The 13,851-nt window shown below is 63.8% G+C and carries 11 protein-coding genes and 1 pseudogene; 8 read left to right on the forward strand and 4 right to left on the reverse strand.

Annotation, left to right across the window (positions count from 1 at the left end):
- The first annotated feature begins 558 nt into the window (after positions 1–558).
- Positions 559–1,257 (forward strand): Crp/Fnr family transcriptional regulator, encoded by a 699-nt coding sequence (locus LQ220_RS05425; RefSeq protein ID WP_230187302.1) that lies wholly within the window; start codon positions 559–561, stop codon positions 1,255–1,257.
- Positions 1,258–1,602: 345 nt separating this feature from the next.
- Here LQ220_RS05425 and LQ220_RS24995 read toward each other — a convergent pair whose 3' ends face one another.
- Entirely contained in the window at positions 1,603–1,935 is a 333-nt protein-coding gene (locus LQ220_RS24995; RefSeq protein WP_354957117.1) for a PA2169 family four-helix-bundle protein, read from the reverse strand.
- Positions 1,936–1,944: 9 nt separating this feature from the next.
- Between LQ220_RS24995 and LQ220_RS25000 the strand changes: the two genes are divergently transcribed.
- Entirely contained in the window at positions 1,945–2,220 is a 276-nt protein-coding gene (locus LQ220_RS25000) for a hypothetical protein (RefSeq protein WP_354957119.1), read from the forward strand.
- A 16-nt stretch (positions 2,221–2,236) separates the two neighbouring features.
- Positions 2,237–2,707, forward strand: coding sequence for a nuclear transport factor 2 family protein (locus tag LQ220_RS05435; RefSeq protein ID WP_230187304.1), 471 nt, complete (start codon positions 2,237–2,239; stop codon positions 2,705–2,707).
- A 380-nt stretch (positions 2,708–3,087) separates the two neighbouring features.
- Here the strand turns inward: LQ220_RS05435 and cueR are convergent, their stop codons facing one another.
- On the reverse strand, positions 3,088–3,483 hold the full coding sequence (cueR, locus tag LQ220_RS05440; protein WP_281822879.1) for a Cu(I)-responsive transcriptional regulator: 396 nt from the start codon (positions 3,481–3,483) through the stop codon (positions 3,088–3,090).
- Positions 3,484–3,494: 11 nt separating this feature from the next.
- Positions 3,495–5,948 carry a heavy metal translocating P-type ATPase gene (locus tag LQ220_RS05445; protein ID WP_290369015.1) on the reverse strand — a complete coding sequence of 818 codons (2,454 nt, stop codon included), beginning with the start codon at positions 5,946–5,948 and terminating at the stop codon, positions 3,495–3,497.
- 135 nt (positions 5,949–6,083) lie between these two features.
- Here LQ220_RS05445 and LQ220_RS05450 point away from each other — a divergent pair, with 135 nt between their 5' ends.
- The 5 genes and pseudogenes from LQ220_RS05450 (at position 6,084) to istB (ending at position 10,912) form a co-directional block, all read left to right on the forward strand.
- Positions 6,084–6,278 (forward strand): heavy-metal-associated domain-containing protein, encoded by a 195-nt coding sequence (locus LQ220_RS05450; RefSeq protein ID WP_230187306.1) that lies wholly within the window; start codon positions 6,084–6,086, stop codon positions 6,276–6,278.
- A gap of 138 nt (positions 6,279–6,416) precedes the next feature.
- Entirely contained in the window at positions 6,417–9,104 is a 2,688-nt protein-coding gene (locus LQ220_RS05455) for a vitamin K epoxide reductase family protein (RefSeq protein ID WP_230187307.1), read from the forward strand.
- 170 nt (positions 9,105–9,274) lie between these two features.
- Positions 9,275–9,511, forward strand: a pseudogene (locus LQ220_RS05460) (NAD(P)(+) transhydrogenase (Re/Si-specific) subunit beta); the annotation flags it as partial.
- Positions 9,512–9,768: 257 nt separating this feature from the next.
- Positions 9,769–10,161: a hypothetical protein gene (locus LQ220_RS05465; RefSeq protein WP_230187308.1), complete on the forward strand. Its 393-nt coding sequence runs from the start codon at positions 9,769–9,771 to the stop codon at positions 10,159–10,161.
- 10 nt (positions 10,162–10,171) lie between these two features.
- Positions 10,172–10,912: an IS21-like element helper ATPase IstB gene (gene istB / locus LQ220_RS05470; protein WP_230187309.1), complete on the forward strand. Its 741-nt coding sequence runs from the start codon at positions 10,172–10,174 to the stop codon at positions 10,910–10,912.
- A gap of 213 nt (positions 10,913–11,125) precedes the next feature.
- On the opposite strand, the gene LQ220_RS05475 is transcribed toward istB, so the two are convergent.
- Positions 11,126–13,828: a conjugal transfer protein TraG N-terminal domain-containing protein gene (locus LQ220_RS05475; protein ID WP_230187310.1), complete on the reverse strand. Its 2,703-nt coding sequence runs from the start codon at positions 13,826–13,828 to the stop codon at positions 11,126–11,128.
- Positions 13,829–13,851 lie beyond the last annotated feature (23 nt).

Below are 13,851 nucleotides of genomic sequence, written 5' to 3' on the forward strand. Positions count from 1 at the left end.
CATTGACGCAGATCAAAGCGGTACATTGCAGGCGAAGCGACAAGGCGGGCGCTCGCGGCAGGTATCAAGCCACATGAATGCGTACGAATCGGGCGAACGGAAAAGGCGAAAACGCCCCGGTCCTGACCGTGCGGCGGGTCGGTACCTAGAGCAAAATAGGTCGGCCTACGGCGCTACCGCCGTTCGTCACGGTGATGGCGTCACCTGACCCCGGCCGCCAGCGGTGGCGGCCGGGTACCTTTTTCCTTAAGGATCGCGAAAGTTCGGGCGCGGCGTCGATGGCCTGGCCGCTGGCAGCCAAACTCGGATGGCTGCCGTGTACAATGGGCTTCTATAGGAGCCAAAGAGATCGTGAAATCCCGCCTCTCAGCGTCACCCCGCGCTGTGGTCTACAGCGTTTACTGCGGAATTTCTCCGGAATTTCTGGGTTGACCTTGGACTATGGTCCAAGGGCTATCGGTCTCGCGTGGACCATGATCAGTCAATCATCGGCAACTTCGCCCCAGGCTTGGATGCCCTGGCAGACCAGAGCAGTGATTCGGGCGTGGGTAACGAGGTGTGAGAGTAGCTTGTCCCGGCTGCGAAATACGTGATCGGGCGCTATGCGCCGGCCTCAGCGATGCGGAACTGGCGCCGCTCAGCGCCCTGAAGCGTCGACGACGTTTTGCAAAGGGGGAGCCCGTTATCTGGGCGGGCGACGAAAACATGATCTTCGCGAACGTCGTCTCGGGCGTTCTCAAGCTTAATGCCTCCACGGCGGATGGGCGTGAGCAGATTGTGGGCCTGATGTACCCAGCCGATTTCATCGGCAGACCTTACGCGTCCTCAACACGCTACAACGTGGTGGCGCTGACGGACGCTGAGCTGTGCGTGTTTTCACGAAAGCACTTCGAGCAGGCGCTCAGGACCTACGACAAGTTGAAGCGGTTGCTGCTCCAGCGCACGCTGGATGAGCTAGACCATAGCCGCGAGTGGATGCTCCTGCTCGGCCGCAAGACGGCGGAAGAGAAGGTGGCGAGCTTTCTCGTCCAGATGGCGCGCCGGATCGGCCGTGGCGGTTGCGCCCGGTCGCCGCTGGATGAGTTCGTCCTACCGCTCAGCCGGGCTCAGATCGCCGACGTGCTCGGACTTACGATCGAGACGGTCAGCCGACAGATGACAAGATTGAGAAGCGCCGGCGTCATTGATCTGCCAACGACGCGCTCGATCAGGGTTTTGAACGAAATCGCGCTCTCGGCACGTGCGGAACAGGGCTAGGCCGCCGGTGACATTCGCCCGGAAGTCCACTCGTGCGGCGCTGCCATCAACTGCCGCCCGGCCACATGGGCAGGTCGAGCGTCCGCGCCGCCACCAGCGGCATGGGAGCGTCGGCAGCGTCAAGGCTAGGACAAGCTGTGGGCGATTGCCTTGATTTGCCTTCAAGCCTGAGCCGAATCTTGCAGTTGCGTCCCGGTGGCGCTCCAGCCAACAAAAGGAAAGGGGACCGCAGCGACTTATCTGCTTTCAGCCCTGATCCTCCTCCCTACGCTCCCATGAGCTGAGCCATCGCCATCGTCTCGGCGAACGTGCGCCCAGCGTTGCCGCCGGGCGTCTAACGGACAGCTACGCTATACTATGCTTGAGCGCGCTTGCGCGGTCGTGACCAGCCTGGACCGAGGCGAAGCCATCACGAATTATCGCTGCGGTGGATGTCTGCAATTCGGTATCCTTCAACGCTTCTTGGAACTTGGCTTTGATGTAGTCCTCGCCGCGTTCGGCCTCCTGGATGATCGCCTTGTCGATCTTGCCGGTAAGCGCCTGCTTGAGATCCATGAAACGACGATGCGCTGCGGCGAGCAAGCTGGAGTCATCTTCGGGGGTTCCACCGAGCCGGCGGACCTCGGCTTGCAACGAACTCGCTACCTGGCTGCGATCACGCGCGAAGTCAGCGAACATGGTCGCGAATTGGGTGCGATCGTCGCAGCGTTCCTGGGCTGGTTCGCAGGCGGCTTCTACCTAACCGACCGCAATCCGATTCTAATGACGCACCGCTGGCTTGGAACCGCCATTGCCGGTGTCGGGCTGGTGCTGGTCTACTTGGCGGCAGGTCATCGCCGCGCGCCGGAGCGATCACGCAAGCTCTACCTGGTCCTGCTCGGCTTGATGACGCTAGCGATCTCGGTTCAAGGCTTTCTTGGAGGAACGTTCATGCACGGCGGCTTGAACCATCTGGCATTCTGAAATCGTGGGTGAAGATATGGCTTTCCGTTTGCAGAAGATATTGGTGGCGTCGCTGCTACTGCCTACCGCAGCAACCGCGCAGCCTTCGAACCATGCCACCGACACGCTCGCCGTGCAGGCAGTTCTGTCGCAATATAAAGCGGCGATCGAGAAACTTGACGGGGCGGGGACCGAGCGGCTGTTCACGCCGGATTCGCGGATATTCGAAACTGGCGGCTCGGAAGGAACCTACGCCAACTACCTCAGCCATCACCTCCGGCCGGAGCTCGCTGCCTTCAAGTCTTTCAAATTCTCAGACTACAAGGTCGACGTGCGGTTCGAAGGGCCGATTGCGCTCGCCACCGAAACCTATCGCTACCGGATCGAGCCCAAGACTGGAGATGTCGCGGAGCGGATCGGTGTCGCGACGAGCGTGCTCAAGAAGGTCGGCGGCACGTGGAAAATCGTCAGCATGCACAATAGCGGCCGCCGCCCCAAGGGATCCTGACCGCCACATCTGTCATATACCAAGATCCTCTGGGCTGCTCATTGCGGGTCAGCGTTCGACGCGGCATCCGCTGAGCAGCAACAGCGCGAACGCGCGTCACGGCTGTCTACCAAGTCTAGACTAGCGAACGCGCTCGAGCGGCGGCGCCCGCACAACATTCAATGTCGATCCAGCGGCCACGCCTGTATCGGCGGTGTGTGGCGCCAACCGAAGCGCCTGAGGCAAACCAATCCTTTTGCCCTCTTCAAGGGCTCGCCCTCACCTCAGTCGATCGCACCGCAAAAGGGCTGATAACGTTGGCGCGGGCGAATTGCGGCATAGTGAATGGTTCGACGGCGAGCCCTCCCGCTGGATCTGCCTGCACTGAGCGTCGGAGGTGGTTAGGCCGTCCCGATCGCAAGATCGTCCAGGATCGGGCAGTCCGGCCGATTTCCACCAGCGCAACGACGAGCCAGATCTTCGAGCGACTTGCGCATCGTGCGGAGCTCCCGCTCCTTGCGCTCCATTTCCCGTGCCCGTGCGAGCGCGAGTGCCTTGACCTCGCCGCTCGACCGGTCACCGTCCTGCCAGAGCGCGACGAGCTGCGCGATCTCGGGAATGGGAAAGCCGAGATCGCGCGCGCGTCGGATGAAGCGCAGCATGTGAACCTCGCGGTCGCCATAGTCACGGTAGCCGGAATCACGCCGTGCGGCCTTCGGAATGAGGCCGATCGCCTCATAGTGGCGGATCATTCGCTGGCTGACCCCTGAGGCTTTCGCGGCCTGTCCTATGTTCACTTGTCCTCTCCTCAAGCCGCGGTTGGGCGCCAACGGCGAAGCGTCAGAGCGTTGGCGACGACGCTGACGCTCGACAGCGCCATGGCCGCGCCGGCGATCACCGGGCTCAGATAACCTAAGGCCGCCAACGGAATGCCGACAAGATTGTAGATGAACGCCCAGAACAGCCCTTGGCGGATTTTGGCATAGGTCCGCTTCGAGATGTCGATCGCATCCGCGACCAGGCGCGGGTCGCCGCGCATCAGCGTGATGCCGGCCGCGTGCATGGCGACGTCCGTTCCCGTCGACATGGCGATGCCGACATCGGCTGCCGCGAGGGCAGGGGCGTCGTTGACCCCGTCGCCGACCATGGCGACCGTGCGGTCCTCTCCTCGCAAGGCTGCCACCGCATCCGACTTTCCTTCCGGCAGGACATTGGCAACGAAATCGTCGATGCCGAGCTTGGCCGCCGCTGCGCGGGCGCTTCCCGCATTGTCTCCGGTCAGCATCACGCTGCGTATGCCACGGCCATGCAGCGCCGCCACGGCAGCAGCGGCGGAAGCCTTGACCTCGTCACCGAACGCGAGGAGGCCGAGAAGGCGGCGTTCGGGCGCGCGTTCCGCGACCCAGGAGACCGTCCGTCCCTCGACTTCCAGCCTGGCCGCCTCACTCGCCAGCGGTGTCATCACGATAGCTTCGTCGTCCATCAAGCGCGTGCTGCCGAGGATCAGGTTGCGGCCGTTGACGTCTGCAGCAACCCCGCGGCCGGGCAGGCCGCGCATCCCGTTGGCGCGGGCGGGTTCGACGCCTTCCGAGCTGGCCCACGCCAAGACGGCCCGGGCGAGCGGATGCTCGCTTCCAGCCTGAAGCGCCGCGGCGAGCGCGATCAGCTCGGCGCGTTCGGCCCCCTCGGCCGGCAGTGCGGCCAGCAGCGAGGGCTTGCCCTCGGTCAGCGTGCCGGTCTTGTCGAACGCGACGATGTTGATGCGGTGCGCGGTCTCCAGCGCCTCCGCGTCCTTGATGAGGACACCGGCCCGCGCGGCAACGCCCGTGCCGGCCATGATCGCGGTCGGCGTGGCCAGGCCGAGCGCGCACGGACAGGCGATGACGAGCACCGCGACCGCGTTCAGGATCGCGACTTCCACTCCGGCGCCGGCGATCAGCCAGCCGGCGAGGGTCAGCGCGGCTATGACGAGGACGATTGGCACGAACACGGCGCTGACCCGGTCGACGAGCCGCTGGATCGGAGCCTTGGCGCCCTGCGCGCTTTCGACAAGGCGCACGATGCGAGCGAGGGTGGTCTCGGCGCCCACGGCTGTCGTCTCGACCAGGATGAGCCCGTCCGCATTGATCGACCCGCCGGTCACCTTGTCTCCGGCGGCTTTGGGCACCGGCAGGCTTTCTCCCGTGAGCATCGACTCGTCGACATGGGTAGCCCCGTCGATCAACAGCCCGTCGACCGGGATGCGCTCGCCGGGCCGGACGCGCACCCGGTCGCCGTTACGCACCTCGGAGAGGGCGACCTCTCGTTCGGCACCGTCGGCGCCGACGACGCGCGCCTGGTCGGGTCGCAGCGCCATCAGCGCGCGGATCGCCTCGCCGGTCTGGCGCTTGGCGCGGCCTTCGAGCCACTTGCCAAGCAGGATGAGCGTGATGACGACGGCCGAAGCCTCGAAGTAGTAATGCGCGTCCATGCCGTGCATCGGCGCGAACAGCAGCTGGTAGAGGCTGAGTCCATAGGCGGCCGATGTGCCGATCGCGACCAGGAGGTCCATACTGCCGGTGCGGGCACGCGCGGCCTTCCAACCCGCGCGGTAGAAGCGCGCGCCCAGCCAGAACTGCACGGGTGTCGCGAGCAGTAGCTGGATCCAGCCTGGCACCGCCACCTCGATACCGAACGGGGCCAGCAGCATCGGCACGACCAGCGGCAGCGACAGCGCCGCGGCGATCAGCACATGGCGGAGTTCTCTTGTCGCGGCGGCGTTGCGGCGGGCGTCCTCGATGCCCCGCTCCGTCTCCGCCGAGCCGGTGCGCGCGGATGCGGTGTAACCGGCGCTTTCGACGGCCTCGATCAGGACATACGCGGGGACGTCCCCTACCGCTTCGATCCTCGCCGTTTCGGCCGCCAAGTTGACACTCGCGGAGCGGACGCCGGGCACTTTCAGCAGCGCCTTTTCTACCCGACCGACGCACGTCGCGCAGGTCATGCCGGTGATCGTCAGCTCGGTCGTTTGCGTCACCGGCGTGTAGCCCGCCGCGAGCACCGCATCGGCTACGGCAGCGACATCGGATCGTCCATCGACGAACTCGACGTTCGCGCGCTCCGTCGCGAGATTGACCGAGGCGACGACGACGCCGGGCACCCCGGCGATAGCACGCTCGACCCGACCAACGCACGTCGCGCAGGTCATGCCTTCGATGGGCAGCGACAGCATCTCTTCTCTTCCCGCGTGCGCTGTCGCCTGCAGTCGTGCCGGTGCGTTCATGGTCGTCTCCAATATCGAGTCGACGAGCTTATCGTCCCTGACATCGTGTCAAGGTCAACAACGAAAACTTACCCCTTGACCCTGACACAGTGTCAAACCCCACATTTGCTTCATTCACCTCATGGGAGAACGAAGATGATCGATTTCAAGGTACAGGGAATGACCTGCGGCGGTTGCGTGCGGGGTGTGACGAACGCGCTTCAACGCGTCGATGCGGATGCCGTCGTCAACGTCGACCTGGCGAGCAAGACGGTGTCGGTAAGCTCGGCAGCCGATGTACAGCAACTCAAGCAGGCCATCGAGAAGGCCGGCTTTGTGGTGACGCAATAAACCCGATTTTATCTGAGGGCTTTGCGGGGCGGGCGCGTAAAGGGATTGTGCGGTGATCCGCACGTGCCCGCCTCGCGATCATAAGTGCAGCGGGCCTGTCCACGTTCCGCAGCACAAATGAATGAGGGTGGCAGCGTCATGACCGACATCGAACGCAGCGGGTCCGTGAGCGACAAGGACGCGCGCGAACTGGTCCTCATCACCGGTGCGAGCGGTTTTATAGCCGCCGCGCTGATCGCTAGGCTTGGCGAACGCTACACGGTTGTCGGCCTCGATCGCGCCGGTCCGCCGGACCCGCCGCCGCCCGCGGCGGCGATCGACATAGACCTCGGATCGGACGAAGCGGTCCGCGCCGCGCTGAATGAGGTCCGTGCCCGCTATGGCAACCGTATCGCCTCGGTGATCCACCTCGCCGCCTATTATGACATCACGGGCGAGCCCAACCCGCTTTACGACAAAATCACCGTGCAAGGGACCCGACGGCTGATCGACGGCTTGCAATCGTTCGAGGTCGAGCAGTTCGTCTTCGCAAGCACAATGCTGGTCCATAAGCCGACCGCCACTCCCGAGGAGCGCATCAGCGAGAAGTCGCCCATCGGCGCGCCTTGGGCGTATCCGCAGTCCAAAGTCGATACGGAAGCACTGCTGCACGCGCGGCGCGGGAAGATCCCCGTTGTCTTCCTCCGCGCCGCCGGAGTTTATGACGACGACGGGCGCTCGGCGTTTCTCGCGCAGCAGATATCGCAGATCTACGAGCACCGCCTGATCTCGCATTTCTATCCCGGCATGCTGTGCGCGGCACAGTCATCGGTGCACCGCGAGGACTTGGCCGACGCCGTGTTGCGCCTGGTCGATCGGCGGCACGAATTGCCGTCAGAACTGCCGCTGCTCGTCGGCGAACCCGACCCGCCCGGCTATGCCGAGATCCAGGACATCATCGGGGAGGCGCTCCACGGCGAGGGCTGGAAGACGATCCGCATCCCGCAGCCGCTCGCGAAGGCCGGGATCATCCTGCAGAACGAAGCGCTCGGCGGCGACGACTTTATCCAGCCCTGGATGATCGACAGCAGCAACGACCACTATATCCTCGACATCTCGCGCGCACGGTCGCTGCTCGGGTGGGAACCGAAGCACAGCCTTCGCGACACGCTCCCGGCGATCGTCGCTGCGCTCAAGCGGCATCCGCGGGCCTGGTACCGGAACAACAAGCTCAACGAGAACCTGGTCGCGTGGGATGAAGAGCCAGAGGCCGAGCTTGCGGGGTCTGGCCACCACCAGCCCGCAGCGGCCGCCGGAACGGGCGGCATAGATCACGGCGGGATGGATCACAGCAAAATGGACCACGCGGCGATGGGGCACGGGCCCGGCGCCGCGGTCGCGGCCATGTCGGACCACGGCGGGCACGGCGATCACATGGCCTTGATGGACCGCGATGAGCGCCGCGCACGCTGGGCGCTTTACGCCAACATTGGTCTCGGTCTGTGGCTCGCCTCCAGCCCGCTCATCTATGACTCCATGACCACGCAGAGCGTCGGCGAAGCCGCGCGTTTCGTAACCGTCGATCGCGGGCTGCCTTCGATCGAATGGCGGGCCAGCGCACTGGCTATCAGCGATGTCGTCAGCGGGCTCGCCATCGCGCTGTTCGGCGCGCTGTCGCTCGCCCCGCGCACCAAGACATGGGCGCAGTGGGCTGTCGCGTTCATCGGCATCTGGCTGTTCTTCGCGCCGCTGATCTTCTGGAGCCCGAGCGCCGCGCAGTACAACAACAACCTGCTCATCGGCTCGGCCGTGATCGCCCTGTCGGTGCTCGTGCCAATGATGCCGGGCATGAGCATGGCGGGCATGATGGACCCCAAGAACATCCCGCCTGGCTGGACCTATTCGCCATCGACGGACGCGCAGCGGCTGCCGATCGTCGCCATGGCGCTGATTGGGCTTCTGACCTCGCGTATCCTGACGGCCTACCAGTTAGGCCACATCGATACTGTGTGGGAGCCGTTCTTTGCTGGATCGCTGGCCGACCCGCGTAATGGGACCGAGGAGATCATTACATCCGACATGTCGAAGGCTTGGCCGATCCCCGACGGCGGTCTTGGTACAGTCAGCTACGTGCTCGAAATTCTTATGGCGGTGATGGGCACCCGCGACCGCTGGCGGACCATGCCGTGGATGGTGACCTTCTTCGGCATTCTCGTCATTCCGCTCGGCGTCGTCAGCATCTATTTCATCATCAGCCAGCCGATCGTCATCGGCACGTGGAGCACGCTGGCGCTGATCGCCGCGCTCGCCATGCTGATCATGATCCCGTTCGCATTGGACGAGGTCATTGCCATGGGCCAGTTCCTCGCCTGGGCGAAGCGCCGCGGCAAGCCGCTGATCCGCACCTTCTTCCAGGGCGACGCGGTCGAGGCGGGGGCCGAGGACGCATCCGACGTGATGGCCTCGCCTTCTACCTTCTGGGCGGATGCGAAGCGCGGGCTGACGCTGCCGTGGACGCTGGCGGCCAGTATCGTGCTCGGCGCCTTCCTGATGCTGACGCGGGTGATCCTGGGGAACGAAGGCGAGATGGCGAACAGCGACCATGTCGTCGGCGCCCTCGTGATCACAGTCGCGATCATTGCCACCGCAGAGGTGGCCCGCGCTCTCCGCTTCATCAATGTCGCGTTCGGGGCATGGCTCGTCGCTGCCCCGTTCCTGCTGACAGGGGCCGGCCCCCTTGGGGCGATCGTGTCGGTGGTCGTGGGAATCGCGCTCATCGGGCTCAGCCTGCCGCGCGGCAAGCGCAGCCCCGAACATTATGCGAGCTGGGACAAATACGTAATTTGAGGCCTTACTCGCCTCCAGAGAGGAGGGGCACAGCATGGCGCAGTCCAGGTACCGAGTTCTATCCGGGCGGTCATTCAGGCGGTTATATGGCCGTCGATTATGGCGGTGCGGTTGCCGATGGCCGGGTCAAGAGCGGCCGAGTATGCCGAGATGAACGAGTTCGCGTGAAGCTGCTCCAGGCCGCAGGCGTCGGCGTGAAGTTCGCGATCCATCCGGTTGCGGGGCGCATGCCCGGTCACATGAACGTGCTGCTCGCCGAAGCCGGCGTGCCCTATGACATCATCTTCGATATGGAAGATATCAACGCCGAGTTTGCCAACACCGATGTCGCGCTGGTCATCGGGGCCAACGATGTCGTCAACCCGGCGGCACGCACCGACAAATCCTCGCCGATCTACGGCATGCCCGACGAGTGCTGCGTCAGTTTGGCAAGACGCGCCGACAGCTGTTCGAAGAGATCGACGTCCCCAATCTCAAGCCATTGCCGTCAGAGCCTTGGATCCACGCTGAATGGCGGCGTTGCCGCGTCGGGCTCGATTACCACGTTGCGATCGAGCGGCATCATTACTCGGTGCCACATCGCTTCGCCCGCCGCGAAGTTGAAGCCAGGTTCACCGCCCGTACGGTCGAGATCTTCCTGAATGGCGAGCGCATTGCTGTGCACATGCGCGGCAGCGGCAATGGCCGGCACACCACTGTGCCGGAGCATATGCCTTCCAGCCATCGTCGCTATGGCGAGTGGACACCGGCAAAGATCCGCCAAGAGGCACAGCGGATCGGGCCGATGCTGTCCCTGCTGGTCGAGAAGGTCATCGAGGCAAAGCCCCATCCCGAGCAGGGCTACCGCTCGTGCCTGGGCATCATTGGGCTCGAGAAGCGCTTTGGCGCCGAGCGCCTGGAGGCCGCAGCGCTACGTGCCCTGGAGATCCAGGCCCGCAATTATCCTTCGATCAAGTCGATCCTCGAGAAGGGCCTGGACCAGGTGCCTGTCCCCCAATCCCCCGAGCAAGAGCCGATCATCCACTCCAACATCCGCGGCTCGAGCTACTACAACTGAAGGAGCATCAATGCTGAAGCACCCCACACTCGACCTGCTGAGCCAGCTTGGCCTGGACGGCATGGCCAAGGCCTTTACCGACCTGGCAGCCAACGACGAGGCCACCAACCTAAGCCACGCCGAATGGTTGGCGTTGCTCCTCGATCATGAGGCGACATACCGGAACGATCGGCGCCTGCTCCTGCGTCTGCGGCACGCCAAGCTGCGCCACCGCGCCGTCCCTGAGGACATCGACCACCGGGCTCCTCGTGGTCTTGACCGCCGGCTGCTCGACATGCTGCTCAAAGGCGACTGGATCGCCCGTCACGAAAACTGCGCCATCATTGGTCCAACCGGCATCGGCAAAAGCTGGCTTGCATGCGCGATCGGTCACAAGGCATGCCGCGACAACCGTTCGGTCCTCTACACGCGCCTGCCGCGGCTCATCGACGAACTGACGGTGGCCAAAGGTGATGACCGTATTGCCGCCCGCATGAAGAGCCTCGCGAGGGTCGAGCTACTCATCTTGGACGACTGGGGCCTTCAGCCGCTCGACGGGAACGCCCGACACCATCTGCTTGAGATCCTGGAAGACCGCTACGGCCAACGCTCCACGCTCGTCACCAGTCAGCTCCCGGTGGCCCGCTGGCATCAGACGATTAATGATCCAACCTATGCCGACGCGATCCTGGATCGCCTCGTGCACAACGCTCACCGCCTCGAGCTCGAAGGCGAGTCCATGCGCCGGCCAGCAACACCATCCGCCGCTTGACCAAGCCAACAACATAGGTGACATCGACAACCAACGATCAGCCGCTTCAACTGCGCGCGATCAAATCGGAACGCTGCGCGGCATCAGATTGGAATGCCTGCGCGCGATCGTCGGAATCAGCACGCAGTCTGACGATAGCGGTCCTAGTCGTCATTGCGGCTGGTTTTTCGTACTTGGCTGGCGCGTCTTTTGGACTGTGGTGACCGTTGCAGGTCACCACTCCTTCACATCATCCGCTGCTTCTGCACTGGCACCTTGAGCTCCCTTGGTGATCGCGTCCAGACGTCCTCTAGAGCCGGTAATCTTCTGGCGACCGGCCGCCTGAGCCCTTTGCACCTCTTCACGGAGATCGCCGCCCCCCACCCGTGGCACTGAACCGGAACCTCCGCCGCCGGTTTGTGCCCGGCCGCGCACTGAGCCTGCGCTTGAGATATCCGGTCGGGATACGGGCAGTCCGGGGGCGAGTACGAGACGATCGTCGATCCCGTCGCGAAGCTGCTCGGCATAGCTTTCGATGAACTTTGCCTGCAATGCTTGGCCTTCCGGGCTGAGCTGGAAAGTGACATCGTCGAACCGCGCATTGCCATAGAAATCGCGGTTGCTTTCGATCTCGGCGAGACCCCATTCGCGGTAGGCTTGGGACAAATTGAGGCTGCCTGCAGCGCTGTTTCCTTCGAAGAAAGACGCCTGGCTCTCGAGACGATTGGCAAGCTCCTCGGCCCGACGAGCCTCGATTGTGAAGCTCTGGGCTTCTGTCAGAGATGCGTTCATGCCGCTCGCGGTGCTCGAGATCGACGAGCTTGATGAGGTACTGACTGAGCGAACGAACCCATCGCGGGTGCTCGACCAATTGCGGCTGTCAGACATCTGGGACAGGCTCCCAAAGATCCGGGAACGGTCTTCGGACGCGATGCCGATGTCGCTGTCTGTCCATGTGCGTGTCCCACCGCCCTTCAGGCCGACGTTGGCCGAAGCTACTCCATTTGAAATGCCCGCTTTGGCGCCCGCTTCGCCACCCAGGAACCAGGCGGTAGAGATGTCATCGGCGGCCCTGCGCGACAGCCCGAACTGCCGCTGCAGATTGGTCGATGCCTGATCGACCTCGCTGAAGGCGGTCTGGATACTGTCGGAGTTCGAGGTGCCGGTTGCGCTCTCAAAGGACGCGCCGCGGCTGAACTGGTTTCTCAGCTCGCGGAACTTCGTGACAGCGCTGGCGGTCGATTCCGTTGCGACATTAGCATAAGTCTCGCTGTTGGCGCGGGCCTGCGATGCCATCGTCGAAAGGCGCGCCGCGAACTCCTGGCCCAGCGTCGGCGTGAAGGGATAGCTCGAGGTCGGGATCTGGTCGTAGCTGCCGTCAGGAAAGCTCGTGGTCATTGAGCCCGTGTCGCTAAAGGTCCGCGTCTGCGGCGCGCCGTAAGTGAAGCTCGGCGCAATCGTGCCTTGTGCAAACTGACGAGTGAGAACGCTCGAGTTTTCGAAGCTCGTGTTGCCGAGCGAGACGTTGCCGGTACTCGCCTCGCGGGCCGCTTCCTCGGCCGCGTTCTGGCTCGGGTTGAGGTAGCTCGTGGCGTGGTGTGAAATCGCCATGGCGCCCTTGGCCACACCGCCTGCCAGGAACGGCACCGATGCGATGAGATAGCCGGCCAGCAGACCGATATCGCTGTTGACGTCGGCCATTCCGGTAAAGCTCGCCAGGCTGAGGCCGTTGCTGCCCGTGACCGCGCTCATGTCGGCCGCGCCCTTGTACATCAGCATCATGTGGAGGATCACGAACAGCGGCCCCCAGGCCGCGAGATAGAAGAAGCCTGTCACATAGCCCTTGAGTGCGACAGGTCCCGTCTTGGGGAGCAGGAAGAGCGAGAAGAGCACCGGGAACAGCGCGTAGAACAGCACGGTCAGCACGACGTTCAGGAGCGGAACCCACTTCATCGCGTTGCTCGCGATTGAGCCATAGGTCCGTTCGGTCTGAATGTCGGCGCGGGTCTGGGCGTAGACGTCGACATTGCCCGTGCCGCTGCTGCCGGACATCGAGTGCATGGCCTGGCTCATCGCGTTGATGGTCAGCGTCTGCTTGAAAATCTCGGTCGCGTTGGCCGAGACGCCGGTCAGGTACTGATAGGCTACCGGCAGGTCAGCAAAGAGCTTCGCCTTGGCGAGCGCGGCTGTCTGGTTGGGGTAAAGCTGACGGCCGAACACAGATCCCATCGCGTCGACCAGCCCGGTCCATTGCGCATTGAGCGTGTCGTAGGCCTCGCGGCAGGTGACAATGTTCGAGCTCACCTGGCCTGAAGTGGCATCCCGAGTCAGGAAGCGTTGCGCGCGCGCCTGGCTCCCCGGCGCGACCGTCGCCCAGATGTCGCCAGTTTCCGCGAGCTCCTTCATCGAGTAGCGGCCGAGCAGCACGTCGTAGAACACGCATTGCCGAAAATGCTCGTCGAGATTGGCAGCAAACTCCGGATCGGAAATCCGCAAGGACCGGGTCGCATCGTAGAGCCGGGCGCCGTAGATCATGCCGTTCTTAGAATAGTTGAGATCACCGGGCAGGCCGAACACCACTTCAGCCGAGCCCGTCAGGTAGTCGCCGACCTGGCTGGTAAAGCTCGCCATCAAGGCCAGGCCCAGCGGCACGTTGCTGACATTGGCCGGCGCAAGGCTTGGGTTGAGCCGGTCGGTCACATGGACATCGAGCCGCGGCACCATGAGGCAGGAGTAGATGAGCGTTGCGCCGAGGAACCAGTTGATCCAGGCACGCCAGTCCTGATTGAACGCAAGGGTCAGAGCGGACAGGCCCAGCCCCATTACCATCACCACCTGGAGCAGGCTCTTGTAGCCCCCGTTGCCGGTCCAGGCGGCGACCGCCTGGAAGACGTTGACCAGATAGTCCCCGCCGCCGACCGTGAAAATCTCGACCATGTCTGTTGTCCCGCCTGGATGTG

Source organism: Sphingobium sp. CECT 9361 (assembly GCF_918741285.1).
Classification (GTDB): Bacteria; Pseudomonadota; Alphaproteobacteria; order Sphingomonadales; family Sphingomonadaceae; genus Sphingobium.

Excerpts from the sequence above, each read along its gene's own strand:
- LQ220_RS05435 (WP_230187304.1), top strand. The coding sequence starts at position 2,237 with ATGGCTTTCCGTTTGCAGAAGATATTGGTGGCGTCGCTGCTACTGCCT.
- LQ220_RS05450 (WP_230187306.1), top strand. The coding sequence starts at position 6,084 with ATGATCGATTTCAAGGTACAGGGAATGACCTGCGGCGGTTGCGTGCGG.
- istB (WP_230187309.1), top strand. The coding sequence starts at position 10,172 with ATGCTGAAGCACCCCACACTCGACCTGCTGAGCCAGCTTGGCCTGGAC.
- LQ220_RS05445 (WP_290369015.1), bottom strand. The coding sequence starts at position 5,948 with ATGAACGCACCGGCACGACTGCAGGCGACAGCGCACGCGGGAAGAGAA.
- LQ220_RS05475 (WP_230187310.1), bottom strand. The coding sequence starts at position 13,828 with ATGGTCGAGATTTTCACGGTCGGCGGCGGGGACTATCTGGTCAACGTC.
- LQ220_RS05455 (WP_230187307.1), top strand. The coding sequence starts at position 6,417 with ATGACCGACATCGAACGCAGCGGGTCCGTGAGCGACAAGGACGCGCGC.
- LQ220_RS24995 (WP_354957117.1), bottom strand. The coding sequence starts at position 1,935 with ATGTTCGCTGACTTCGCGCGTGATCGCAGCCAGGTAGCGAGTTCGTTG.
- LQ220_RS05465 (WP_230187308.1), top strand. The coding sequence starts at position 9,769 with ATGCGCGGCAGCGGCAATGGCCGGCACACCACTGTGCCGGAGCATATG.